The organism is Brevundimonas balnearis (genome assembly GCF_042434805.1).
Classification (GTDB): domain Bacteria; phylum Pseudomonadota; class Alphaproteobacteria; order Caulobacterales; family Caulobacteraceae; genus Brevundimonas; species Brevundimonas balnearis.
In genome coordinates this window covers 107,271-129,856 of sequence record NZ_JBHLSW010000015.1, presented here as the reverse complement: position 1 = coordinate 129,856, position 22,586 = coordinate 107,271, and the positions used below count along the sequence as shown (strand labels likewise).

The 22,586-nt window shown below is 70.7% G+C and carries 28 protein-coding genes; 3 read left to right on the top strand and 25 right to left on the bottom strand.

Annotated elements, in window-relative coordinates; all coding sequences use genetic code 11:
* The first annotated feature begins 2 nt into the window (after positions 1-2).
* Both ACFFGE_RS13560 and rpoH read left to right on the top strand, forming a co-directional pair.
* Positions 3-311, top strand: coding sequence for a GNAT family N-acetyltransferase (locus tag ACFFGE_RS13560; RefSeq protein ID WP_376836987.1), 309 nt, complete (start codon positions 3-5; stop codon positions 309-311).
* A 203-nt stretch (positions 312-514) separates the two neighbouring features.
* Positions 515-1,402 (top strand): RNA polymerase sigma factor RpoH, encoded by an 888-nt coding sequence (rpoH, locus tag ACFFGE_RS13555; RefSeq protein WP_376836986.1) that lies wholly within the window; start codon positions 515-517, stop codon positions 1,400-1,402.
* Positions 1,403-1,416: 14 nt separating this feature from the next.
* Here the strand turns inward: rpoH and ACFFGE_RS13550 are convergent, their stop codons facing one another.
* The 9 genes from ACFFGE_RS13550 to ACFFGE_RS13510 form a co-directional block, all read right to left on the bottom strand.
* Complete coding sequence (locus ACFFGE_RS13550) at positions 1,417-2,247, bottom strand: response regulator (RefSeq protein ID WP_376836985.1); 831 nt, start codon at positions 2,245-2,247, stop codon at positions 1,417-1,419.
* A gap of 38 nt (positions 2,248-2,285) precedes the next feature.
* Entirely contained in the window at positions 2,286-3,578 is a 1,293-nt protein-coding gene (locus ACFFGE_RS13545; protein WP_376836983.1) for an adenylosuccinate synthase, read from the bottom strand.
* A gap of 90 nt (positions 3,579-3,668) precedes the next feature.
* Complete coding sequence (locus ACFFGE_RS13540) at positions 3,669-4,571, bottom strand: SDH family Clp fold serine proteinase (RefSeq protein WP_376836982.1); 903 nt, start codon at positions 4,569-4,571, stop codon at positions 3,669-3,671.
* Between the two features lie 346 nt (positions 4,572-4,917).
* Positions 4,918-6,075: a phosphoserine transaminase gene (locus tag ACFFGE_RS13535; RefSeq protein ID WP_376836981.1), complete on the bottom strand. Its 1,158-nt coding sequence runs from the start codon at positions 6,073-6,075 to the stop codon at positions 4,918-4,920.
* Between the two features lie 4 nt (positions 6,076-6,079).
* A complete protein-coding gene (locus ACFFGE_RS13530) occupies positions 6,080-6,982 on the bottom strand; it encodes a DnaJ C-terminal domain-containing protein (protein ID WP_376836980.1) in 903 nt (300 codons plus the stop codon).
* Between the two features lie 66 nt (positions 6,983-7,048).
* On the bottom strand, positions 7,049-10,717 hold the full coding sequence (locus tag ACFFGE_RS13525; RefSeq protein ID WP_376836979.1) for a baseplate multidomain protein megatron: 3,669 nt from the start codon (positions 10,715-10,717) through the stop codon (positions 7,049-7,051).
* Positions 10,705-11,172, bottom strand: a complete 468-nt coding sequence (locus ACFFGE_RS13520; RefSeq protein WP_376836978.1) for an NlpC/P60 family protein — start codon at positions 11,170-11,172, stop codon at positions 10,705-10,707. Before ACFFGE_RS13520 ends, ACFFGE_RS13525 begins: the two co-directional genes overlap by 13 nt.
* Positions 11,169-11,822 (bottom strand): phage/gene transfer agent baseplate hub protein, encoded by a 654-nt coding sequence (locus tag ACFFGE_RS13515; RefSeq protein WP_376836977.1) that lies wholly within the window; start codon positions 11,820-11,822, stop codon positions 11,169-11,171. The genes ACFFGE_RS13520 and ACFFGE_RS13515 overlap by 4 nt, the downstream gene beginning before the upstream one ends.
* A 3-nt stretch (positions 11,823-11,825) precedes the next feature.
* Entirely contained in the window at positions 11,826-12,428 is a 603-nt protein-coding gene (locus ACFFGE_RS13510) for a phage distal tail protein, Rcc01695 family (protein ID WP_376836976.1), read from the bottom strand.
* 82 nt (positions 12,429-12,510) lie between these two features.
* Here ACFFGE_RS13510 and ACFFGE_RS13505 point away from each other — a divergent pair, with 82 nt between their 5' ends.
* Positions 12,511-13,179, top strand: a complete 669-nt coding sequence (locus ACFFGE_RS13505) for a DUF805 domain-containing protein (RefSeq protein ID WP_376836975.1) — start codon at positions 12,511-12,513, stop codon at positions 13,177-13,179.
* Here the strand turns inward: ACFFGE_RS13505 and ACFFGE_RS13500 are convergent.
* The 16 genes from ACFFGE_RS13500 to ACFFGE_RS13425 form a co-directional block, all read right to left on the bottom strand.
* Positions 13,176-13,709: a phage tail tape measure protein gene (locus ACFFGE_RS13500; RefSeq protein ID WP_376836974.1), complete on the bottom strand. Its 534-nt coding sequence runs from the start codon at positions 13,707-13,709 to the stop codon at positions 13,176-13,178. The two genes, ACFFGE_RS13505 and ACFFGE_RS13500, sit on opposite strands and share 4 nt — an antisense overlap.
* Positions 13,702-13,884: a phage tail assembly chaperone gene (locus tag ACFFGE_RS13495; protein ID WP_376836973.1), complete on the bottom strand. Its 183-nt coding sequence runs from the start codon at positions 13,882-13,884 to the stop codon at positions 13,702-13,704. The genes ACFFGE_RS13500 and ACFFGE_RS13495 overlap by 8 nt, the downstream gene beginning before the upstream one ends.
* Entirely contained in the window at positions 13,881-14,180 is a 300-nt protein-coding gene (locus tag ACFFGE_RS13490; protein ID WP_376836972.1) for a GTA-gp10 family protein, read from the bottom strand. Before ACFFGE_RS13490 ends, ACFFGE_RS13495 begins: the two co-directional genes overlap by 4 nt.
* Positions 14,177-14,587, bottom strand: a complete 411-nt coding sequence (locus tag ACFFGE_RS13485; RefSeq protein ID WP_376836971.1) for a phage major tail protein, TP901-1 family — start codon at positions 14,585-14,587, stop codon at positions 14,177-14,179. The genes ACFFGE_RS13490 and ACFFGE_RS13485 overlap by 4 nt, the downstream gene beginning before the upstream one ends.
* A gap of 106 nt (positions 14,588-14,693) precedes the next feature.
* Positions 14,694-15,107 carry a DUF3168 domain-containing protein gene (locus ACFFGE_RS13480; protein WP_376836970.1) on the bottom strand — a complete coding sequence of 138 codons (414 nt, stop codon included), beginning with the start codon at positions 15,105-15,107 and terminating at the stop codon, positions 14,694-14,696.
* Positions 15,104-15,400 carry a head-tail adaptor protein gene (locus tag ACFFGE_RS13475; RefSeq protein WP_376836968.1) on the bottom strand — a complete coding sequence of 99 codons (297 nt, stop codon included), beginning with the start codon at positions 15,398-15,400 and terminating at the stop codon, positions 15,104-15,106. Before ACFFGE_RS13475 ends, ACFFGE_RS13480 begins: the two co-directional genes overlap by 4 nt.
* Entirely contained in the window at positions 15,397-15,663 is a 267-nt protein-coding gene (locus tag ACFFGE_RS13470; protein ID WP_376836967.1) for a head-tail connector protein, read from the bottom strand. The genes ACFFGE_RS13475 and ACFFGE_RS13470 overlap by 4 nt, the downstream gene beginning before the upstream one ends.
* Before the next feature lie 131 nt (positions 15,664-15,794).
* On the bottom strand, positions 15,795-17,048 hold the full coding sequence (locus tag ACFFGE_RS13465; protein ID WP_376836966.1) for a phage major capsid protein: 1,254 nt from the start codon (positions 17,046-17,048) through the stop codon (positions 15,795-15,797).
* Positions 17,049-17,146: 98 nt separating this feature from the next.
* The gene (locus tag ACFFGE_RS13460) at positions 17,147-17,560 is read right to left on the bottom strand and encodes an HK97 family phage prohead protease (protein ID WP_376836965.1); all 414 of its coding nucleotides are present in this window, start codon (positions 17,558-17,560) and stop codon (positions 17,147-17,149) included.
* On the bottom strand, positions 17,557-17,787 hold the full coding sequence (locus ACFFGE_RS13455) for a hypothetical protein (RefSeq protein WP_376836964.1): 231 nt from the start codon (positions 17,785-17,787) through the stop codon (positions 17,557-17,559). The genes ACFFGE_RS13460 and ACFFGE_RS13455 overlap by 4 nt, the downstream gene beginning before the upstream one ends.
* A gap of 93 nt (positions 17,788-17,880) precedes the next feature.
* Positions 17,881-19,026 (bottom strand): phage portal protein, encoded by a 1,146-nt coding sequence (locus ACFFGE_RS13450; protein ID WP_376836963.1) that lies wholly within the window; start codon positions 19,024-19,026, stop codon positions 17,881-17,883.
* Positions 19,026-19,898, bottom strand: a complete 873-nt coding sequence (locus tag ACFFGE_RS13445) for a phage head spike fiber domain-containing protein (protein WP_376836962.1) — start codon at positions 19,896-19,898, stop codon at positions 19,026-19,028. The genes ACFFGE_RS13450 and ACFFGE_RS13445 overlap by 1 nt, the downstream gene beginning before the upstream one ends.
* Positions 19,898-20,170: a spike base protein, RCAP_Rcc01079 family gene (locus ACFFGE_RS13440; RefSeq protein WP_376836961.1), complete on the bottom strand. Its 273-nt coding sequence runs from the start codon at positions 20,168-20,170 to the stop codon at positions 19,898-19,900. The genes ACFFGE_RS13445 and ACFFGE_RS13440 overlap by 1 nt, the downstream gene beginning before the upstream one ends.
* 16 nt (positions 20,171-20,186) lie before the next feature.
* Positions 20,187-21,356, bottom strand: coding sequence for a DNA-packaging protein (locus ACFFGE_RS13435; RefSeq protein ID WP_376836959.1), 1,170 nt, complete (start codon positions 21,354-21,356; stop codon positions 20,187-20,189).
* Positions 21,325-21,672, bottom strand: a complete 348-nt coding sequence (locus tag ACFFGE_RS13430; RefSeq protein WP_376836958.1) for a hypothetical protein — start codon at positions 21,670-21,672, stop codon at positions 21,325-21,327. Before ACFFGE_RS13430 ends, ACFFGE_RS13435 begins: the two co-directional genes overlap by 32 nt.
* Positions 21,673-21,794: 122 nt before the next feature.
* The gene (locus ACFFGE_RS13425) at positions 21,795-22,523 is read right to left on the bottom strand and encodes a PIN domain-containing protein (protein ID WP_376836955.1); all 729 of its coding nucleotides are present in this window, start codon (positions 22,521-22,523) and stop codon (positions 21,795-21,797) included.
* Between the last annotated feature and the right edge of the window lie 63 nt (positions 22,524-22,586).

Sequence of the window (22,586 nt, the reverse complement as noted above, 5' to 3'; positions counted from 1 at the left end):
CCATGTCCGACGACGGTGTGTTTCGCGACAATCCCGACGCCAAGCGGTACGAGCTCGAGGTCGAGGGCGGCGTGGCGGTGATGACCTACAACTTCAACCCGCCCAACATGATGATCACCGAGACCCTCGTCCCCGAGGCGCTGGAGGGTCGCGGCTTGGCCGGCCGCCTGGCCGCACACGTTGTGGCCGACGTGCAGGCGCGGGAGCTCGTTCTCCTGCCGGTCTGTCCGTATCTGTCGGCCTGGCTGAAGAAACACCCCGAGCACGCCGACGTGGTGCACCCCACCTATCGGGGCATCCTGGGCATCTAGTGGGTCTTGTAAAAAGACTAGGTTCCTGCTAGTAACCACCATCGCCGGATGGCGGTCGTAGCGACGCTTCGGCGCCGTGACGAAAAGCCCCTTTCACTCGGGGCAACCGATCGCCATCTAGTCGATTGAGGGGCGAGGGTCCGGCGCACATCCCGTGGCCGACCGGAAAGCCCGCTCGGACATGTCTGGTCTGGAGGGACCGAATGGCTGCCAACAACGCGCTCGCGATCATGTCGCCTGAACAGGGGCTGTCGCGCTATCTTTCGGAAATCCGGAAGTTCCCGATGCTGAGCAAGGACGAGGAGTTCATGCTCGCCAAGCGTTGGTCCGAACACCAGGATCCCGAGGCCGCGCACAAGCTCGTCACCTCTCACCTGCGTCTCGTGGCCAAGATCGCCATGGGCTATCGCGGCTACGGCCTGCCGATCGGCGAGGTCATCTCCGAGGGCAACGTCGGCCTGATGCAGGCCGTCAAGAAGTTCGACCCGGACAAGGGCTTCCGCCTGGCGACCTACGCCATGTGGTGGATCCGCGCCTCGATCCAGGAATACATCCTGCGCAGCTGGTCGCTCGTGAAGATGGGCACCACCGCCGCGCAGAAGAAGCTGTTCTTCAACCTGCGCAAGGCCAAGAGCCAGATCTCCGCCTTCGAAGAAGGCGATCTGCGCCCGGAGAACGTCGAGGCCATCGCCAGCAAGCTGGGCGTCACCCAGCAGGACGTCATCGACATGAACCGGCGGCTGTCGGGCGACGCGTCCCTGAACGCCCCCTTGCGGGCCGACGGCGAGAGCGAATGGCAGGACTGGCTGTCCGACGACGAGGCCGTGTCTCAGGAGACGCGGCTGGCCGAGGACGAGGAGCGCGACATCCGCATGGGCCTGCTTCAGGAGGCCATGCAGGAGCTCACCGACCGCGAGAAGCACATCCTGACCGAACGTCGCCTTAAGGACGATCCGGTCACCCTTGAGGAGCTCGCCGTCCAGTATGGCGTCAGCCGCGAGCGCGTGCGTCAGATCGAGGTGCGCGCCTTCGAGAAGCTTCAGAAGGCCATGCGCGCGGCGGCCATGGAACGGAACCTGGTCGACGCCTGAGGCGCCGTCCGGATTCAGCTCGCCTTGGCGAAGGTGTCGGGCGCGGCCAGCGCGAGGACGCCCTGGATCGGCCGTTCCAGCTGAGCCTTGGTGGGGGCGGCACCCGTCAGCACCGTCTCCAACGAGGCCAGCGCCACCGCCAGGCCGGCGTCGGCGGTCTTCATGGCCTGCGCCTTGAGGGCCGAGACCTGCTCGCGAATGGCGCGCAGCGCCTGCATCGGGTCGCTGTCGAACTGCGCCAGGGCGGCGTTGAGGATGCGCATCGCCTGATCCTTGGCCGCGGCCGCGTCGCCGCCCTTGGCCTTGTCCGACTTGCGCTTCTGGGGTCCCGCGTATTCGCCCGAGTTGAACCGACGGCGATCCGGGCCGACATAGCCGACCGCCTCGATCCAGTCGCGCGGACGGATGGAAACCACCTCGATCCGCTTGAACAGGTCGCCGGACGTGAAGGGTTTGCGCAGGAACTCGTGCACCCCGCTGTCGCGCGCCCCCTTGATGGTGGAGGCGGTCGCGTCCGACGTCACCATGATGATCGGCGCCTTGCGGCACGCCAGGTTCGACCGGCGCAGCCGCTTCGTGAAGGACTCCCCGTCCAGCCGGGGGCCGGTCCGCTCGACGAAGATGATCCCGGGCTCCAGGTCGCGCGCGGCCTCCAGCGCCAGCTTCTCGTCCTGCTCGACCACCACCTCGCGGGCGCCCAGGCCCTTGACCAGATCGGCCATCAGCTTGGCCGACGCCATGTTCGGATCGACGATCAGGGTGCGCCGGATCACCGGCTCGATCTTGTGCAGCGTCTTGGAGTCGGCGGCGAACACGTGGCGGACCTCGTTCTGAAGCCCAACCATGGTGAAGCCTTCCGGTTAAGGTCGGGTTGAGCCTCGGGTCAGCCCGCGAACGGATCCTGCATCAGGATCGTGTCGTCACGCTCCGGGCTGGTGGACAGAAGCGCGACCGGCGCCTGGATCAGCTCCTCGACCCGACGCACGTACTTCACCGCATTGGCCGGCAGGTCCCGCCAGGATCGGGCGCCCTGGGTGCTGTCGGCCCAGCCTTCCAGCGTCTCGTAGATCGGCTCCGCCGCCGCCTGGTCGCGCAGCCCGGCGGGCAGATAGTCCAGCTCGCGATCGCCGACGCGATAGCCAACGCAGATCTTGAGGCTCTCGAACCCGTCCAGCACGTCCAGCTTGGTCAGGGCGATGCCGTGGATGCCGTTGACCGCGATCGACTGGCGCACCAGCACCGCGTCGAACCAGCCGCAGCGGCGGGCGCGTCCGGTCACGGTGCCGAACTCGCGGCCGCGCTCCCCCAGCCGCTGGCCGTCGGCGTCGGTCAGCTCCGTGGGGAAGGGGCCTTCGCCGACGCGCGTCGTGTAGGCTTTCACGATGCCCAGCACATAGCCCACCGAACGGGGCCCCAGGCCGGATCCCGCCGCCGCCTGCCCGGCCACGGTGTTGGAGCTGGTCACATAGGGATAGGTGCCGTGGTCGACGTCCAGCAACGCGCCTTGCGCGCCCTCGAACAGGATGCGCTTGCCGTCGCGATAGGCCCTGTCCAGCTGCCTCCAAACCGGCTCGCCGGTGAAGCGCAGGACCCGCGGCGCGATCGCCAGAAGTTCGGCCTTCAGCGCCGCCGGATCGATCTCGGGCAGGTCCAGCCCCTTGCGCAGCGCCCCGTGGTGGGCCAGCAGCCGCTCGATCTTGGCGTCCAGCGCCTCCGGGTCCGCCAGATCGCCGACACGGATGGCCCGCCGCCCGGCCTTGTCCTCGTAGGCCGGTCCGATGCCGCGGCCGGTGGTGCCGATCTTGCCGGCGCCGGCCTGCGCCTCCCGCGCCCCGTCCAGATCGCGGTGCAGCGGCAGGATCAGGCAGGCATTGTCCGCCAGCTTCAGGATGTCGGGCGTGATCGCCACCCCTTGCGCCTCGATCCGCGCGATCTCGTCGAGCAGCGCCCGGGGGTCGACCACGACCCCGTTGCCGATCACCGAGGGCTTGCCCTGAACGACGCCCGACGGAAGCAGGCTCAGCTTATAGACCTTGTCGCCGACGACCAGCGTGTGGCCGGCGTTGTGACCGCCCTGGAACCTGACGACCACGTCGGCCCGGTTCGACAGCCAGTCGACGATCTTGCCCTTGCCCTCGTCGCCCCACTGGGCGCCGACCACCGCGACGTTCGCCAAGTCCAGATCTCCACGGAAGATGCGGCGTCGCTATAGACGGCTCAGCCGCCGATGTCGCCCACGTGTAGCTTCACCGAAAAGGTAGCCGTACTAAACTGAGACACTCCAGTTTCCGCCTGACGCATTCTCAATGATTTTAATGGCGCGGGTTCTTGCAAACGAAGCGATGTACGAATGATGAACGCTCAGGAGGTCCTCCTGAAGGTTTTGATCATCTTCAATTGCCGAGACGGCGAGACCTATTTCCCTACACTTGTCGATCAGGAAGTGATGGGCATGTTCGGTCGTTTCCTTGTAGTTCATGAGCTGCCCGACGACTTGCTGAGCTCTCGCGCCAGGATCAGTATCACCCTTGAACATATTGTTTCTCAGCCAAGAAGAAACCATCTGTCGCGTTCCCTCAACAGATCGTTCACAATCGAGTATAAATGCGGGGGGATACTTTGCGAAAACTGCAGACCAAACCAGCTGCTTAAGCGGCTCCTGCTTGATCTCTTCGATTGCGCGATCCACCTCTGCAAGCACGCCCATTGCGGGGTGGCCTCGCACTTGCGGGTCGGTCGGACCCAAGCAAGAATGCTTGCCCATGATGATTTCTCGAGCGGCGCACGCGATCATGGTGCCAGATGACATCGCCATATGCGGGACTATTACCCTAATGTCCCGCCCGAACATCTTGTAGAGGTACTCGACAAATCCTCGGGTTGCTTCGATGCCGCCACCAGGCGTATGAACAATCAAATCGAGCCCACGCTCGCGATTCACACCGTGGACCACAGCCATCAGGCCGTTCATGTCCAGATCGCTAATCGCCGCCTCCGGGTGCATAGTCCCGTTTGGCTGTCGCGATTGAAGAAAGCCGGAATAGTAGGCGATCACGGAGCGGCCTAAGCGATCCTGCAGGCGCTCAAGATACTTCCGCCGAACCACTCCGCAGGGCTGCTCGCCCTGGGTAGCCTCGATCTCGTTATCGATCTCGTTCCAAGTGGGCATGCGTCTCCGGCATCGCGTACGAGCGAATCGTTATGGGCGTGAATTCCCCATAACCGGAAAACGCCGAGTCACCAAAGTTGTAACCAACGCTCAATGCCGACGAGGCATTCGCCGCAAAATTAACCCCCACTTCACGCAGTTGAAGTTCGCGGTTCATTTTTCGGCTCCCTGTATGTGCGTGGCCCATTTTTCGCTCCCGTATATCGCGCCCAATGTAGCGTCAACCGACCCATAGCAGTTGAAACCGACGCGGGGGCACGACGTTCCCAACACGAAGATACCCGAATAGGGCGGAAAGTCCTCCAAAATCACTGTAACCGTACGTTTCATAGCCGCTGCGTTGCAGTCATGACTCAGTGGACGCCGCGACCCCGAAAGCCCAGTCCAGCCAGGGCGTCGCCGCCGCCACGTCCTCGGCCTCCACGGTGCAGCCGCACCAGATGCGCAGGCCCGCCGGAGCGTTGCGGTGGCTCTCGACGTCGAAGGCGGCGCCCTCTTCCTCGAGCAGGCCCTTCATGCGCCAGACGAACGCCTGGCGTCCCGCGTCGTCCAGCGCCGTGACGCGGGGATCGACGATCTTCAGGCAGACCGACGTGGTGGACCGCGTCGCCGGGTCCTCGGCCAGGAAGTCGATCCAGTCGGACCGCTCGACCCACTCGGCCAGAACAGCGAAATTCGCGTCAGTCCGCCGGACCAGTTCGTCCAGCCCGCCGACGCCCTTCGCCCACTCCAGGGCGTCGATCCAGTCCTCGATCGTCAGGACCGAGAAGGTGTTGATCATGGTCCCGGTCGCCAGCGCCCGGTTGAAGCGTCCGCCTTCGGTCAGCCTCAGCAGCTTCGGCACCGGCCGGCTCGCCTCGACCTCGTCCAGCCGGGCCACCGCCCGCGGCGACAGCACCGCGACCCCGATCCCGGCCTCGCCCCCCAGCGCCTTCTGGAACGAGAAGGTCGTCACATCCAGCCGGTCCCACGGCAGGTGCATGGCGAAGGCCGCCGAGGTGGCGTCGCAGATCACCAGCCCCTCGCGATCCTCGGCGATGAAGTCGGCGTTCGGCGCCTTCACCCCCGAGGTCGTCCCGTTCCAGGGGAACACCAGATCCTTCTTCGGATCGACCGCGCCGGTGTCGGGCCACCGCCCCCAGGGCGCCGACAGCACCTCCGGCTCCAGCTTCAGATGATCCTTCGCATCGACCGCCCAGGTCTTTCCGAAGTTTTCGAAGGCGAGCAGCTGCACGGGTCGCGAGCCGAGCATCCCCCACATCGCCGCCTCGACCGCGCCCGTGTCCGACCCCGGCACATAGGCCAGCACATGGTCCTCGGGCGGGCGCAGCACCTCACGCGTCAGCTCCAGCCCCCGGGCGAAACGGGCCACCACCTCCGGCGCCCGGATGCCGCGGCCCAGCAGACCTTCCGGCAGTCCGGCGAGAGACCAGCCGGGTCGTTTCGCCGTCGGCCCGGAGGAGAACCACGGCCGCTTCGGCTTCACGGTCGGCTTGGTCGGCATAAGGTCAGCGCCCGGGCTGGTAGGGGCGCTTGGCGCGCCAGTCTTCGGCGAACTTCACCAGAGCCTCGTCCGGCGATTCCGGCAAGGTCACGAGCAGCCGCACCTTCAGGTCGCCACGCCGCCCGTTGGCGTAACCGCCGCGCCCCTTCAGCCGCATCACCTGGCCGCTGTTGGAGCCCTTGGGGATGGTCAGGTTGACCGTCCCGTCCGGCGTGCGCACGGGCGCCTTTCCGCCCAGCACCGCATCGGGGACCGAGATCGGCAGGTCCATCAGAAGGTCCGCGCCGTCGGGCGTATAGAGCGCGTGCGGCGCCAGCCTCAGCTCGATCAGGGCGTCGCCCGCCTCCCCGCCGCCGCGTCCGGGCGCGCCCTGGCCGCGCAGGCGAATCACCTGGCCCTCGCCTGCCCCCTTCGGGATGACCACGTCCAGGGTGCGGCCGTCGGAGAACTGGATGCGGCGGGTCGCGCCGGCGATGGATTCCTCCAGCGTGATCTCCAGCGTCGCGCGCACATCCTGGCCCCGCCCCATGCCGAAGCCGCGCCCGGGGCCTCGCGCCCCGCCGCCGAACATGCTGAAGACCTCGTCCAGGTCGATGTCGTCGAACGGCGCGCGCTGCCCGCCGCCGCCGCGCCCGAACCCGCCGGGACCAGCGCCGCCGCCGCTGAAGCCCCGGAACTGCTCGCGCCCGTCGGCGTCGATCTCCCCCCGGTCGAACCGCTTGCGCTTCTCTTCGTCGCCCAGGATGTCGAAGGCGGCGGTGACCCGCTTGAACCGCTCGGCCGCCGCGGGATTGTCGCGGTTCTGGTCCGGGTGCAGCTGCTTGGCCAGCTTGCGGAACGCCTTCTTGATCTCCTCGGCGCTCGCGCCGCGAGAGACCCCCAGTTCCTTGTACGGATCGCCGGCCACTCGGTCGTTACCCCACGAATTCGGTTGCGGGGTTGAGTTAGGCGCTTCCGACCGCTTCGCAAACCTCTAGATCGCCAGCACCGCTTCGTCGCCCCAGCCATAGCCGGGCTCGAACCCCGCCACCCGCGTCTGGAGCGGGCCGTACATCGCTCGGTCCGCCGCCAGCTCGGCGGCCGGATAAATCGTTTCCGCCGCCTCGACCTCGAACGTCCGCACGATCGTCTCGCCGGCCGTGACGCGCAGCCGGAAGCGCGTCGGAAGGCCATCGGCAGGCTCCGCGCCCCAGCCGTCGCCGCCCAGCCGCGCTCGGGGGATCCAGCGCAGCAGGAGCCCGGCCTCCGTCTCCCGCGCCGACAGCTGCGCCGGCCGCCACGGCCTCAGCGCCCGGCCTGTCCAGGCGGCCGAGACGCTGGCGAACCCCGCGTGAGGCGCCCAGCCGTCCGGCCCGACCCGCCACAAAAGGTCGGCGCCGAGCTCGTCCAGCCCCGTCTCCAGCCGAACGAGTTCCGACGGCGCGACCACGATCGCGCCCGCGCCTGCGCCCGCCGCGCAGGCCGGCTCGGTCCCCAGCCGACCGCGCAGGAGCCCCGTCAGGCGCCACCGCCCGCCCTCCAGCAGAGTCGCCTCCCGGTATTGCAGGACCTCCCAGCCCAGCGCCGTCTCGACCGCCAGCAATCCCTCGCCGGCCAGCACCCGCTCCGCCGAGCGGCTCTGCGGCGCACGGCCCTCTATCTCCACGACCAGCGCCCCGGTCTCCTGCCAGCGCCCGGCGGGTCCCGGCTCCAGCGACTCCACCAGACGCCCGACAGCGGTCGGCCTCTCGACCCGCGCCCGCTGAACCAGGCCCTCCGCGCCCGCGCCGCCCCAGACCGCCATCGGCCGCCAAGGCTCCAGCGCCACGGCCGCCAGGGGGCGCGCATCGTCCTCCGCCCCCGGCAGCGGCGGCAGCTCCAGAACGTTCAGGAACGCTCGTCCGACCGCCGCCGGCGCCGCTTCAGCTCTCGGCGAATCTGGCGCATCGACGCTCATCGCCTCGCGGTCGGCCGTCAGCGTCGCCGCCGGCCGTTCGTCGTCGCGCAGCTCGGCTAAACGCCACGCGCCGTCCTCTCCGGCGATCAGAACCCCGTCGCCCGGCTCCAGCCTCAGGCGCGCCAGGGGACCGGGCCGCACCCGCATCTCGTCCTCGACCTCGGCGCCCGCCAGCGTCCGCGCCGCCACCGCCCGCGCCGTCGCGGCGGTGCAGCTCACCGCCAGGTCGATGGTCACGCGCGGGCCGTCGCCCGACGCCACCGACAGGGCGGCTCCGGTCTGATAGCCCGCCGCCTCATCGACGAACCGCACCTGAGCGGCGGCGATCGGCGAGGCCAGCCGACGCAGCCGCTCCACCGGCGCCGCCTCGTCGATCTCCAGCTCATCCTCGCCCAGGGTCAGCTGAGCCTCGACCTCCGGTCCGGTGACCGCCACCCGTCCGTCCCGTTCGGCGAGGCCCGCGTCGGCGGCCAGCAGCAGCGGCTCCAGCGCCTCGCGCAGCCGCGTTGGGCGCGCGATCACGATCCCGCTCGCCGCATCGTCCAGAGGTGCGATCGCCACCGCGTCGCCCTCGACTCCGCCGCGCGCCAGCACGGCGCGGATCAGGTCCGCCGTCTCGCCGTTCAGCCGTCCGTTCAGCCAGTGCCCGGTCGCCCACGCCCCGGCGTCGGCCCACCGCTCGCCCAGCGCCGGGAACGCCGGGAAGGGGCGTGCGTCCCAGCACCAGGCGTCGGCGGCCTGGATCATCGGTTCGCCATAGACCGGGCTGACGGGATTGCTCTCGGGGTCTGCGATCCAGCTCAGGACGGCCTCGAGCAGGCGGCGCTGCATGCGGTCGTCACGCCCGCCGCGCGAGAACGGCGGCAGGGCCGACTCCGTGCTCTTGGCGTCTTGGAACAGGTTCGGTGCGTTGCCGCCCCGGTCCAGAGCCGCACAGCCGAATTCCGTCAACCGGATCGGTTTCATGCCCGGAACCCATGCCGTCGGCGCCGTGGCGCGCACCCCGCCAGGCCGGTCGTGATGCGCCGCGCTCCACCAGCCTCTCAGGTCCTTCGGCCGGAAGACCCAGTCCTCTCCATGCGCCAGGTCGACGATCGCCGTGCGATCCTGCGCCAGCCGCGCGGCCTCGTCGGCGTAGTACCAGTCGAAGCCCTCGCCGCCGTCCATCTGGGTCCGCAGATAGGCCGCGTCCTCCGGTCCTCTCGCCCCGGCGAGCGCGTCCAGATGCGCCTCCCCGTCCCGCCAGTCGCCCATCGGCGGATACCAGTCGATCCCCACGTAGTCGATCGCCGGATCAGCCCACAGCGGGTCCAGGTGAAACATCCGGTCGCCCGACCCGTCTCCGGGCTGATGACCGAAGTACTCCGACCAGTCCGCCGCATAGGACACCTTCACGCCGGCCCCGACCACGGCCTTCGCCTCGGTCGCCAACGACCGCAGCCGCGCCACGGCGGGATAGGATCCGTCCGTCGCCCGGCTGGTCGTCACCCCCCTCAACTCGGAGCCGATCAGCACCCCGTCGGCGCCCTCTTCGGCTGCCATTTCGGCGTAATGCAGCGCCATGCGCCGCAACCCTTCGGGCCCGTCGATGAAGGCGGCGATCTCCGCCTCGGCCGTCGCCGCCGAGGTCGCCGCGATCCGCCCCCGCCACGGATAGCCCTCGCAGTCCATGAAGATGAAGGGATAGAGCGTGACCTCCCATCCGCGCCGCTTCAGCTCGCGGATCGCCTGCCGCACCGTCTCGTCGGACGGCGTGCCGCCATAGGCCGGGCGACCCTCAACCCCTGAGATCAGATGCGCCGTCTCGCGCGTCTCGCCCGCTGCCGACCAGACCAGCGGCTCGGTCGCCTTCTCGCGCCGCTCCACACCCGGCCGGATCACGCAATCGCCCGCCGCCAGGCTCGTGCCGAACCAGCCGACCACCAGACTGACCCGTTTCAGGTTCGGGCATTGCGCCTCCAGCTGGTCCAACGAGACGATCAGGTCCGGCCGCCCGTCCGGCGCGTGCACGTTCTCGCTCTCGACCCGCGTCAGCCCGCTTCGGCGGACCACCGGTTCGGTGGCCAGCACGAACTCGCCCGCGCCGGGTATCAGGCAGACCCCCTCCAGCCGGTCCTCCAGCCGGGGCCCGTCGCCCAGCGGGCGGCGGAAAACCTCGGCGCTGATCATCGGCGGCCGATTGCCGAAGTCGGCCAGCGGCAGGTCCTCGAACACCAGATAGGCGATGCCGCGATAGGCGGGCGCCTGTCCTTCCACCGCCGCGATCAGCGGGTCCGGCGTCTGGTCCTCGGTTCCGCGATGCACCCGCATCGTCACGCCGGTCAGGTCCATCGGCTGATTGTCGGCCCAGATCCGCCCCACCCCGTCGATCGGACCTTCGCACAGCGCGACCGCGAAGCTCAGCGAATAGGCGTAGTCGCGCCGCTCCGGCCCGCCCTTGCCGCCGCCGCTCTCCACCCGGCGCTCACGGAACCGCGACGCCCAGATCACCTGTCCGGCGACACGGGTTCGGCCCATGGCGAAAGCCAGCCCGGCGCCCTCCGCCGAGGACTGCACCCGCAGGCCGTCGATCCTCGGCCCTTCCCGGGGCGGGGTCAGGGCGGCGACCAGTCCGTTGTCCAGCGCCCGCCCCACGACGCCGCCGATCAGCCGCCCGACCGACCCGCCGACGGCGCCGCCGATGCCGCCCAGGATCACCTGCGCCATGCCGCCCTCCCGCTCCCGTCCTCCGGCCAGGTGAAGGCGACCGCCAGCCGCCGTCGCCACCAGGGCCCCATCCAGCTCTCCACCACCGCCCGGCCCCAGTAGGCGTGGATCATCCTCGGCTCGGGCGCATCGACGGCGCTCAGGATCGCGCAGTGCTTGATCGGCGCCTCCGGACTCATGCGGAACAACAGCACGTCGCCGGGCTGCGCCGCCTCGGTCACAACCGGCGTGAGCCATCGCCGCGCCGCCTCCAGCAGCGTCTCCGCTCCACCGCGTTCGGCCCAGTCGGGCGTATAGGGTCCGGGCGCCTCCGGCTCGTCGCCGATCACCTCGCGCCAGACGCCCCGCACCAGCCCCAGGCAGTCCGCGCCCTCGCCCTTCACGCTCGCCTGGTGGCGATAGGGCGTGCCCAGCCAGTCGCGCGCGGTCGCCACAGCCGCCTCGCGCCGCGTCACCGTCGGCTCCCGCCGTCATTTGCGTCGCCGCCCCGCGGCTGCGCCGTCAGCCAGTCGTCGCCGGGGATGTCCGGAAAGCCGCGGAAGTTGATCCCGTTGCCGAACACGCCGACGCAGGTCTCCCAACGCCGGTCGCATACGGCTTGCGGCGCGCCCTCCAGCGTGACCCCGCATCGCGCGTCGCCCAGGGTCGCATCGCAGGTCCGCGCGTAGGTCCGTCCGATCACCCGCTCCAGCGCCGCCAGCGGCCCCTCCACATCGGCCGTGAAGCGCTCGCCCTGCCGCGTCAGTCCCGCGATCCATCCCCGGAACAGCCGCACCTTGAGGTCGGGCCTGACCCAGTCCAGCCGCCACAGCTCGATCTCGGCGCGGTCATACCGGCCCGCGTCGATGTCCTCGGATGTGATCGTTTCCGCGTCCAGCACGCCCGACAGCGAGCGCGATCCGGCCACGGACCCTGTCGCGCTTTCGCCCGCGCCGGGGCTCCAGCCGCTCGCGGCGCGGCAGGCCACGCTATCGATCGTCAGGTCGCGGTCGTGGTCGGTGAAGCCCAGCCGTTCGCCGTCGGTCCGGGTCAGCAGCCACACGTGGCACAGCGTCGCCGCCCCGCTGTCGATACGGGCGGCCATCTCCTGGGGAACCTGGCGCATCGCTCAGACCCGGATCTCGATCAGCGGGACCGCCACCAGCCGCCCGGCGGCGAAGCCTTCCAGCGTCACCTCCAGCCGGTCGCTCTCGAACCGCACCGGCGTGTCGAAGGCGAAGCCGGCGGTGACCACCACGCCCTCGTCCGGCGCGACGGCCAGCGTCAGTTCGCCCGTCACGGACTCGACGGCGTAGCCGTCGGGCTCGAGCGCGACGCCGGCGATGGCCGCCACCACCGTTCCCGCGACCGGCTTTCGGATCGGCCGGATCACGTCGCCGTAGGCCTTCGCCAACTGGAACACCCGCCTCGTCCCGTCGCCGACGCCGAGCACCTGGTCCGCCGCCCCGATCGCACCCGACGGAGCACAGGACTTGAAATCCAGCGGATCGCGAAAGCGGAAGCCGTTCAACGGCCCGCGCCGCGCCTCGAAGAAGGCGGTCAGCTCGGCCATGTCGTCCAGCGACCGCACGCCCGCCCCGATCAGATAGCGCCGCCGTCCCAACGCCCAGGGCGTCGATCGTCGCTCGTACCCGCTCGCCATCGTGGCGATCTCGGTCCGGCGCTCCACGCCCGCCGTCGAGCCGAACGCCAGCCGCGACGGCAGGCGCACCTAGTGAAAGGCCATCAGGTCTTCCCTTGATCTTGCCGCCGACGCGCGTTCATCCTCCGCTCACGACAAAGGGAGGGACGCCATGCGCGGCGAGGTTCTGAGTTACGACGCGGCCGCCGGGGCCGGCCTGATCAGCGGCGACGACGGCGCGCGCTACAGTTTCAACACCGCCTCGCTCCGCGGCGGGTCGGTCCATGCGGGCCAGAAGGTCGACTTCGTGCCCGTCGGCGGCGAGGCGACCGAGATCATGGCCCTGTCCGGCTCGGGTCTGGGCCTGCCGCCCCAGGTGGCCGGCTTCGACTGGCAGCACCTCTTGTTCTCGTTCAACGGCCGCAGCCGCCGGTCGCATTTCTGGATCGGCTGGCTGATCCTGCTGGGGGTCGGCGTCATCGCCGGCTGGTTGCCCCTTATCGGCGCCCTGATTTCGCTCGCCCTGATCTGGCCGAACCTGGCCATCGGCGTGAAGCGGCTCCATGACATGGGCCACACCGGCTGGCTGATCGTCGTCCCCTGGGCGGTGACCATCATCGGGACCTTCGTGGCCTTCGGCTCGGTCGGGCTTCAGGCGATCCTCAACGCCCAGGCGCTCGAGAACGAGGACCCCGCCGCCATCTTCGCCCTCATCGGCCCGATGTTCGGCTGGTTCGGCCTTATCATCCTCGTCAACCTCGGCTTCCTGCTCTGGATCGGCCTGGCCGAAGGCACGCGCGGCCCCAACCGCTTCGGCCCCGACCCCAAGGGCCAGGTCTAGAGCCGCCTCGCGCCCAAGAGCGTCGCCCGGGCCAGCGCCTGGGCGATCTGCGCTTCGGACCGCATCAGAGCGCGCGGATCGCCGCCTTGCAGATTCAGCGTGACGCTCACCACGCCGCTTCCGATCGGCTCGATCGAGCCGCCGCTCGCCGGCCGGAACACCTCCGGTCCCCGCTCGCCGACCAGATAGGCGCCGCCGGCGCGCACCGGCCCGCCGTCCGCCCGCGCGCCTGAGAACAGCCCGCCCAGCGCCGCGCCCACCGCGTCGGCCAGCCCGCCGCCGCGCCCCGAGCCGAGCCCGCCGTTCACGGCCGCCAGCACCGCCCGCGCCAGTTCCGCCAGACTGATCTCGCCGTCCGCCGCCGCCCGCGCCAGGGACCGCGTCAGGCTCTCGCCCGCGCGCCCGAACGCCGTCTCGATCGCGCTCGCCGCCTCTTCCGCCGGCCCCTTCAGCGCGCGCAGCGCCTCGGCCGCCTCCGCCGCCCTGGACGGGACCTCGTCCAGCGGATCCGGTCCGAACACGTCAGTCATCGGGATGCCCCTCCATCAACCGCTCCAGCTCTCCGCGCCCCAGCGGCGCCGCGCCGCCCACGGCTATCAGCCAGCGCCATTCCCTGAGCGACAGCCGCCAGAACGCTTCCGGCGAAACGCCCGCCGCTCGCGCCGCCCTCAGCATCGCCGCCCAGTCCGTTGCCCAGTCCGTCACCCGCCCGCCGCCGCGAAGGCCCTCGCCACCGCCTCGGCCGCCTCCACCGGCGACACCGACGCGCTCGCCAGCCGCTCCGCCAGCTCGTCCTCGCCGCCGCCGCGCAGCAACGCCGCCAGCACCACCGTCAGGTCCTTCGCCGACAGCCGCCGCATCCGCTCCGCCACCGCCTCCGCGCCTCTGACGCCGAGGCCCGTCTCGATCTCCGCCAGGGCCCCCAGCGTCAGGCAAAGCCGCCGATCCTCGCCCGCCAGCCTCGCCGAGACCTCGCCCCGCACGCCGTTCACGGCCTTCACAGCGCCTGGAACGCGATCTCGCCGGCGCTCGCCAGGCTGACGGCGTACGTCGCCTCCCCCTGGTGCTCGCCTGCATAGTCCAGCGTCGCCACCTGGAACGGCCCCTCCAGCGTGCCGAAGTCCGGGATCACCAGCCGCCACACCGGCGCGCTCTGCGCGAAGAAGGCCTCGCGGATCAGGGCGTCGGACGCCGCGTCGCGGAACACCCCCTCGCCGCTCACCGCCGCCGACTTGGCTCCGGCCCCCGCCAGCAGTTCGCGCCACCGCCCGGCGCTGTCGGAGTCCGTCGCGTCGACCGTGCGCGCGTTCAGCGAGATGGTCCGCGCCCTAAGGCCCGCCACCGTCGTGAACCCGCCCGCGCCGTCGGAAATCTTCAGCAGGATGTCCCTGCCGCGCTGCGCCGCCATTCATCTCTCCTGTTTCTCAAGCGGGGCGTGGAGGCCTGAACAGTGCTGGTGAGCGAGAGGTGAACCGAGGATCAGAACCCTGCTCACCCCTTCGCTCACGCCCCGCTCACTCGTCACCCGCCACTTCTTCCGTCACCGCCCGCAAGCGGATCACCGCCCAGGCGCGCTGGCCGTCGCCGCTCCGGAAGGCGTCGACGAAGGTCACGTTCAGGCTGACCGTGCGCACCCCGTCCGCCTCCATCCGCGCGCCGTCCAGCCGCGCGCGCGCCGCGCTCGCGACCGCCCGCGCCTCCTCCAGTCCGTTGAAGCGCGAGGCGCAGCTCAGCGTCAGCCGGTGCTCGACCCCGCCGCCGTCCGCCGTCACCGGCCGGCTCTCGCCACGCCCGATCAGCAGCTGCGGAAAGCCTGCGTCCTCGCGCACACGCTCCCAGATCCTGTCGCCGACCAGAGCCTCAAGCGTCGCGTCCTCTCGCAAGGCCGCGATCAGCGCCTTCGTCAGCGCGTTCTCGTGCCCGCTCATCGGCTGCGCTCCAGCTTCAGCCGGACCCGCCCGCCGGCGATCTCGTCCGCGGCCGCGATCCGCCAGTCGACGCCCGACACGCGCAGCCGCCGTCCGGCCGTCAGCCTGGGATCGACCCGTGTCTCGGCGAGCGCCGTCTCGACGGTCGCGTCCTGCTCGGCGCCTCGTGACCCGCGCGGCGCCATCGCCACCCAGGTCCAGCCCAGGGTCTCGTAGGTGGTGCTCGCCCCGCCGTAGGGCGTCTGCGTCTCCGCCGCCGCCAGCACCTCGGCGATCCGGTGCGGCGCCCTCACAGCCGCACCTGCCGATAGGGCTTCAGCCAGGCCTCCACCGCCTCGACGCCGGGTTCGGCGCCGCCGCGCTCATAGGCCTTCAGCGTCAGCATCAGCACCGCCAGCCGGACCGGCGCCGGAGAGGCCGCGTCCACGGCCTCGCCGACGGCGTCCGCCACCCGCGCCGTCGCCGCCTCGATCAGGGTCTGGATCAGCGGATCCTCCGCGTCATGCCCGACGCGCAGGAACAGCTTCGCCTCGGTGAGCGTCACCGGTGCGGTCATTTTCCCACCTCTGTGTTGGAAGAGGTGAATAGCGCCAGTGAATAGTGAGCCGTCAGCTCACCTCTCGCTCACTAGCACTACTCACTGAGACTCACATCGCGGCGAACTTCATCACCTCGCCTCTCGGCGACCTAGGTCGCCGAGAACTTCATCACCTTGATCGCGTCGAAGTTCTGCACCCCGCCGCCGACGCGCTTGGTGGTGTAGAACAGCACATAGGGCTTGGCCGAGTACGGATCCCTCAGCACCCGCACCCCGGCCCGGTCGACGATCAGATAGCCCCGCTGGAAGTCGCCGAACGCGATCGCCAGGCTGTTCGCGGCGATGTCCGGCATGGTCTCGATCTCGGTCACCGGATAGCCCAGCAGGCTCGCCGTCTCCCCGGCCCGCGACGCCGGCGCCCAGACGTAGTTGCCCTCGCCGTCCTTGAACTTCCGGACCGTCGAGACGGTCTTGCGGTTCATCACGAAACGGCCGTTGGGCCGGTACTGGGCCTTGGGCGCATAGATCAGGTCGATCAGCTTGTCCGCCGCGTTGGCGCTGGGGAAGGCCCCCGCCGCGCCCGAGGCCACATAGCCGATCTGTCCCCAGGTCGCGGTGGCGTCCGCCACCGTCTCATAGGCCAGGAAGCCCTTGGGCTTGTTCGTCCCGTCGCCGGTGACGAAGGCCTGGGTCTCCTGGGCGGCGAAGGCGTCCTCGACCTCGGCCGCCAGCCACTCGTCCATGTCGATCAGGGCATCGTCCAGGAGCGCCTGCGTCGCCGCCGGGCTGGCGTACAGGTCCGCCGACGGAAACTCGATCAGCGACAGGGTCGCCGGATCCGTCTCCGGCCGCGCCGCCGTCTCGGCGACCCATCCGGCCTCCACGCCCGCGGTCGACACCGGCTTCTTGAACACGCCCGAATTCACGGTCCTGACCGTCGCGATCTCGCGCATCGGCGAGGCCGCCATCAGGCGCCGCTCGATGGCCCGCTCCGTTTCCGCCGGCGCCAGCACGCCCGAGCCGGAGCCGGTCGACAGCCCCGCCTTCAGCTCCAGCCCGAACCCGGTCTTCATCCACCCGTCGAACGCGGACTTCTCCTCCATTCCTCCCCCCTTGGGGGAGGTGGATCGGCCGAAGGCCGAGACGGAGGGGGTGTGCCCGCCCTCGCCAATCGCCGGCCGGCGCCCCTCGGACGCCACCCGGTCCAGCCGCGCCTGGGCCGCGCTCACCGCCTGGTCGATGCGCGCCACCTTCTCCTCCAGCAGCACGTCGGCCGCGGCCTTCCGCTCGATCTCGTCCAGCCGCGCGTCGTTCGCCGCCTTGAACGCCTCGAACGCGGCCATCATCTCGTGCATGGCCGCGCGCGCCTCGGGCGAACCCGAGACGGTCTTCGTCTCTTTCATGATGTCTCCTGGTTTACCCCTCTCCCGGCGGGAGAGAGCTTGAGCGCACGGCGGCGAAACGCCGTCGTCCCCGCGCGAAAGGGTGAGTGGTCAGACCCTCACCGAACGGAATTGAGCCTGAACCTCGCCCCCGGCAGCATCGGGAAGGTCACAAGCGACACCTCCCACAGATCCACCTCGCTGAGCACGCGCAGCCGCCCCTCGCGTCGCGCCCGTGACGTGCGATAGCCGATCGACAGCCCGTCCAGCGCCCCGGCCCGGACCAAGGCGGCCGCGAACTTCGCCTCGGGCGACCAGGCCTCGATCCGTCCCCGGACGAACAGCCCCCGCCCGTCCTCGACCAGCTCGTCCCACACGCCCACCGGCGTGCGCCCGTCGTGCTGGAACAGCATCTTGACCGCGCCCGCGTCGCCCTTGGCCAGGCTCTTCGCGAATGCGCCCTCGGCCACCACGTCCCCGTTCAGGTCGGCCGCGCCCCATAGCGACGCATAGCCCTCGATCGTCAGGGTCATCGGCGCGCCTCCAGCCGCGCCTCGATGCGGGCCAGCGTGACCTTGACGCCTTCGCCCTGCGCCTCCAGCCGCGCCAGCCGCTCGGCGACCGAGCGTTGCTCGGCCACCGCCGCCTCCAGCGTGCCGATCCGCGCCGCCGCGCCTCCGGCCCAGACCAGTCCCGCGATCGTCTGCACCAGCAGCGCCGCCACCAGCGGCGTCGGCCACCGCTTCATCTCATCCGTCATGTGAAGCTCCTCGGGTGAACAGTGAGCAAGAGGTGAGTCGTGAGCATCTCCGGCGCATTCGCCCCTGCTCACTCTTCACCCCTCGCTCACCCCTCATCCCGCCACTCCCGCCATCTGTCGCCGCTCCTGAAGCGTCAGGAAGCTCGCCGCCTCCAGCCGCGTCCACAGCGCGTCGCGGTCCGCCGCCAGCGCCGGCGTGCCCTCCAGGTCCGCCGCGATCCGGCAGCCCGGGAACCGCGCCGCCAGCCAGTTCGAAAGCGCCCCCGCCGTGCGGTTCACCAGCGGCATGATCGTCTGGCGCCACAGGGCGACATTGGCCTCGCGATAGTTGGCGTAGGTCGCGTCGCCGGGCACGCCCAGCAGCTGCGGCGGCACGCCGAACGCCAGGGCGATCTCGCGCGCCGCGGCGTGCTTGCCGGCGATGAAGTCCATCTCCGCCGGACTCAGGCTGATCGGCTTCCAGTCCAGCCCGCCCTCCAGCAGCATCGGCCGCCCGGCGTTCGCAGCGCCCGCATGCGCCTCGTTCAGCTCGGCCTTCAGCTGCTCGAACTGCGCCTCGGTCATCCGCTCGCCGCCCTTGGCGCCGTAGACCAGAGCGCCCGACGGCCGTGCCGCGTTGTCCAGGAGCGCCTTGTTCCAGGCGCCCGACGCATTGTGCACGTCGATGGCGAAGGCCGCCGCCTCCAGCGGCGAAAACCCGTAGTGGTCGTCCGTCGGATGAAACAGCCTCAGGTGCAGCACCGGCGACCAGCCGTCGCCCTGGCGCGGGATCGTCACCGACCGTCCGCCGGCCGCGTACTCATAGGCCGCCGGCCAACCGTTCGGCCCCGGGACCACCTTCACCCGGTCCGGCCGCAGCGACCACAGCTCGTCCGGCGCCCCGTCCGCGTCCCCGTCGGCGGTCGCCTCCAGATAGGCGTTGCCCGCCGTCTGCAGCCCGGCGTAGAGCGCCTCCATCAGCTCCGCCCCGCCCTGCTCGGCATTGGGCCGGGCCAGCAGCCGCGCCAGCGGATGATCCGCCGCCCGCTCCCCGTTCACGAAGACCTGGAGCGGCACGCTCGCCGCCGCCTCGGCCACCAGCCGGATGCAGCGATAGGCCACCGCGTTCTTGGCGAAGCCTTCCTCCGCCAGCCGGCCGTAGTCGCGCGGCGTCCATCGCGGCCGGCCCACATGGCTCCAGGCCACCACGGCGCCGGTGCGGCTGGTCTTGGCCTCCCACGGCCAGCGTCGCCGTCCCATCATCGCATCTCCAGCCGTTGAAGCTCGTTGCCCGGTCCGATCCAGGGCCGCCCCGCGACCAGGTCGAACGCCGTCCCGCCCGTGACCGGGCCGCTGACGACGGTCCGGCCTGATCCGTAGACCGCCGTGTAGCGGCTCGCCCCCGGCGGCGGCGTCACGCTGGCCAGCTCGGCGGAACGCGCCGCCTGTGCGCCCTCCGTTCGGATGGTCGAGGTCGCCGCTCCGCCCGCCTCGAACTGGGGCAAGATCAGCCAGAGCGTCTGCCCGGGATCGGCGAAGATCCGGGGATACCGGCCCGCCACCATCGGCATGCCGCCGGACGCGGTCGTCGCTCTGCGGTACAGTATCGACGCGGGGATCAGTCCAGCCCCGGACGATAGGCCCGTCGTCGACACCGACGTGCCCACCACGCCCGTCCCGCCCCGACTGTAGATCGAGATCGAATGGGCGGACGTCGCCCCGGCCACGCTGGTCGGGAAGTTGATGTAGGCCGCCGTGGAGCCCGCGCTGTTGTCCAGACGGAACACCACGCCGGACCCGCAGACGCCGCCCAGCCCCGATCCAGTGACGGCGGCCGCGTCGTTCACCAGCGACAGCGTGGCCGCCGCGTCCCCGCCCTTGGAGACGCCGGTCAGATCCAGCGGCTCGGCGTTGCGGATGACCAGCTTGTTCAGCGCCGCCGGCTCCAGCAGGAGCCCCGCCGTCGTCAGCCGCGGCTGGCCGTTCGCAAACAGCGACAGACCGCCGCCCGCATCGCGCGCGATCGCGGTCGACGCCCGGGAGAACGTCAGCCCCGTCACGCCTGGACGCGTGAAATCCCAGATCCGGCGCGGTCCCAGATGCCCCCACAGGCCGTTCGACAGCCCGAGCATCAGTCGAACAGCGCCACGATCTGTCCGGCCGTCGTGCCGGTCTGCAGAACGCGTCGCGTCTGGATCGGCACATAGCCGGACGGGTGGGCCGCGAACGACACGGGCGTGTCGCCCGCCTGCCCGGCCGGGATGATCGTCAGGTCGCCCCCCTGCCCGAGGAACAGCGCCTTGGCGACCTCGGGCAGATCCGCCGTGTCGCTCGGCGTCAGGGCCGAGGCTCGACGGGCGGGCCCTTCGGGCGAGGGCGCCCGGCTCGCATAGATGTCCTTCATTTGCTTCCTCGCAGGTTCAGACGCGCCGGACGCGCGGCAGTCCATCGGCCTTCAGCAACAGCTCGCTCACCGCCCAGACCAGCGCATCGGCTCGGTCCGGGCTTGATTTCGGGGCCGCCGCGCCGAACGCCATCAGCTCCTCCTCGAGCTCGGGCATCGGGGCGGCGTGCCTGACGCGCCCCTGTTCGTAGAGCGCGGCTACCGGCTCAGCCCTGCTCTTCTTGCCGAGCCTGGCCCGCACCGGGCGCACGGGCACGCTCACCCCGGCCAGGCGGAGCACGGTCTCCACCATGTCGCCGCCCTGGTTGACCTCGGCGACCACCTCGCGCGCGCCGAAGTCGGCGACCGCCCGTCCCACGGCGGACGCCCATCCCAGCGGCGCCTCCCCCCTCACCGACCGGTCGGCCAGCACCCAGGCCATCCCGCCGGTCTTGCCGACCACGACGATGCCGCAGGCGTCGCCGCCCGCCGTCGCCGGCGGATCGACGGCCACGATGACCGGCTGGAGATCGGCGGGCGCCTCGCCTCGGCACGACGCCACCATCTCCGGCGTCCACAAGGCGCCGTCGGGCGCGAGCACGAGGCCGTCCAGCTCCTGCGCCTCCAGGCGCGTGCCGCCGTAGAGGGCCTGAAGACCCTTGATGAAACCCGGCGCCAACGCCTGCGCGTTGGCCTGCGTCGAGGCTCGCGTGGTCCGGCAGCCGGGCTCCTCCATCAGCCGGCGTAGCGCGGGCGTCCCCTTCGGCGTGGTCGTGATCACGAGCCGGGGGTCGTCGCCGAGACGAAGCCCCAGCCGCAGCATGGCGAGAACCTCCTCCGATCGTCGCCAGGCGGCGAACTCATCGGCCCAGGCCGCATGGAACTGAGGCCCGCGCAATCCTTCCGGGTCCTCCGCCGAGAAAGCGTAGGCGACCGCGCCGTTGGGCCAGACCAGACGCCGGCGGCTCGTCTCATACGTCGGCCGTGTCTCGGCGCTTCCGATGTTCGCCAGACCGGACGGCCCCTGGACCATGACCTCGCGCACGTCGTGCAGGGTCGGCCCGACGAGGGCCAGTCGGCGGCCGGGCGTGGCCTGAAGCCTCAACCATTCCGCCCCCGCCCGTGTCTTGCCGGCGCCCCGTCCCCCGAGGAACAGCCAGGTCCGCCAGTCTCCCTCAGGCGGCAGCTGCGCCGGGTGGGCCCACAACGGCCAGTCCGTCGCCAGCGCCGCCAGCTGGCTCTCCGTCAGAGCCTCGACGGCCTCCCTTCGTTTCGAGTCGGGCTGCGAGGCGATCCAGACGCTCAAGGAGCTTGGCCTTGAGCTGCTCCAGCTCGCCGTCGTCCGCCGGCCCATGCTTCGCCTTCGACCTGTTCATCGCGTCCAGCGCCTCCTGCGCGCGGATCAGGGCGAGCGTGGCCTTGCCGAGCCGCTCGGCCTTGGCCGCCGACACGTCGTCGCCCGCCGTCAGAAGCGACCATCCTCGCCTGAGCGCCGCGGCCGCCTCGTCCTGATCTCCCGCCATGCCTGAACCCTATCGCCCCAGCGCACATGGGCGCGCCGAGGGCGCTCCTGTCGCCACGTCAGCTTGTTTTCAGAACGGCTTTTCGGTTCGGGTATGAAGGCGTGCGCCTTCGCGCCTTCGCTTCAGGGGTTGGAGACCACCAGCCTCAGGCGCCCGCGCCTCTCCTCGTCGCTCGTGGCCGGCGGCGGCGGGGGCGGGTCCGGGTCTCGCGCGCGCCAAGCGTCGGGCCGGACCAGCCAGCCCTGCGGGCTCTTCATCCGGTCCGGCAGGGGCGACCGCGCCACCAGGTCCACCGGAACCTCGGCCCGCGCATGACAGTGGCGCAGGATCTGCCGGTTGTGCCCCCGCCCCGGCGGCGCGACGCTGATCACCCGCATGCGTGGGAAGCCCTCGCTCAGGAACCGCGCCGTCGCCGCGTGGTCGCCGTCGGTCGTCAGCAGATAGGCGGCGTCCATCCGCCTCGCCTCCGCGTCCGCCGCGGCCGCGAGCGCCAGGTTCACGTCGCTCTGCTTCTCGGTCGCGTCCATCCAGCTGTGCCCGCAGGCATGGCAGTGATCGCCGCGCACCACGAAATGCCCCATCAGGCAGCGCACCCCGGACGCTCTCAGGGCCAGTTCATAGGTCGCGAGCGCCGTCATGCGCTCGCGCCTCTGCGGCCGGTGCGCCGCCACCCACGTCACGCCCGTCAGCCGCTCGCCGCGCGGCAGGATCGCCTTGCCCAGGGCGACAAGGTCCAGCCACAGCCACTCCGGCCGGTCCAGATCGAGGATCGAGTGATGCAGGTTGAAGCCGTCGACATAAAGCCGCGCTCGCCGCCGGAAAAGCGGCAGGCCCGTGCCGGGATGAACCACCGGCAGCTCCCCGACCTGTGACGTCCCGCGCGTCATCGCGCCCCCGCGCCGTTCTTCCCCGGC

Coding starts and splice junctions, on each gene's coding strand:
- ACFFGE_RS13560 (WP_376836987.1), top strand. CDS start 3: ATGTCCGACGACGGTGTGTTTCGCGACAATCCCGACGCCAAGCGGTAC.
- rpoH (WP_376836986.1), top strand. CDS start 515: ATGGCTGCCAACAACGCGCTCGCGATCATGTCGCCTGAACAGGGGCTG.
- ACFFGE_RS13550 (WP_376836985.1), bottom strand. CDS start 2,247: ATGGTTGGGCTTCAGAACGAGGTCCGCCACGTGTTCGCCGCCGACTCC.
- ACFFGE_RS13540 (WP_376836982.1), bottom strand. CDS start 4,571: ATGCCCACTTGGAACGAGATCGATAACGAGATCGAGGCTACCCAGGGC.
- ACFFGE_RS13535 (WP_376836981.1), bottom strand. CDS start 6,075: ATGCCGACCAAGCCGACCGTGAAGCCGAAGCGGCCGTGGTTCTCCTCC.
- ACFFGE_RS13525 (WP_376836979.1), bottom strand. CDS start 10,717: ATGGCGCAGGTGATCCTGGGCGGCATCGGCGGCGCCGTCGGCGGGTCG.
- ACFFGE_RS13515 (WP_376836977.1), bottom strand. CDS start 11,822: ATGCGCCAGGTTCCCCAGGAGATGGCCGCCCGTATCGACAGCGGGGCG.
- ACFFGE_RS13505 (WP_376836975.1), top strand. CDS start 12,511: ATGCGCGGCGAGGTTCTGAGTTACGACGCGGCCGCCGGGGCCGGCCTG.
- ACFFGE_RS13500 (WP_376836974.1), bottom strand. CDS start 13,709: ATGACTGACGTGTTCGGACCGGATCCGCTGGACGAGGTCCCGTCCAGG.
- ACFFGE_RS13485 (WP_376836971.1), bottom strand. CDS start 14,587: ATGGCGGCGCAGCGCGGCAGGGACATCCTGCTGAAGATTTCCGACGGC.
- ACFFGE_RS13480 (WP_376836970.1), bottom strand. CDS start 15,107: ATGAGCGGGCACGAGAACGCGCTGACGAAGGCGCTGATCGCGGCCTTG.
- ACFFGE_RS13470 (WP_376836967.1), bottom strand. CDS start 15,663: ATGACCGCACCGGTGACGCTCACCGAGGCGAAGCTGTTCCTGCGCGTC.
- ACFFGE_RS13465 (WP_376836966.1), bottom strand. CDS start 17,048: ATGAAAGAGACGAAGACCGTCTCGGGTTCGCCCGAGGCGCGCGCGGCC.
- ACFFGE_RS13460 (WP_376836965.1), bottom strand. CDS start 17,560: ATGACCCTGACGATCGAGGGCTATGCGTCGCTATGGGGCGCGGCCGAC.
- ACFFGE_RS13455 (WP_376836964.1), bottom strand. CDS start 17,787: ATGACGGATGAGATGAAGCGGTGGCCGACGCCGCTGGTGGCGGCGCTG.
- ACFFGE_RS13450 (WP_376836963.1), bottom strand. CDS start 19,026: ATGGGACGGCGACGCTGGCCGTGGGAGGCCAAGACCAGCCGCACCGGC.
- ACFFGE_RS13445 (WP_376836962.1), bottom strand. CDS start 19,898: ATGCTCGGGCTGTCGAACGGCCTGTGGGGGCATCTGGGACCGCGCCGG.
- ACFFGE_RS13440 (WP_376836961.1), bottom strand. CDS start 20,170: ATGAAGGACATCTATGCGAGCCGGGCGCCCTCGCCCGAAGGGCCCGCC.
- ACFFGE_RS13430 (WP_376836958.1), bottom strand. CDS start 21,672: ATGGCGGGAGATCAGGACGAGGCGGCCGCGGCGCTCAGGCGAGGATGG.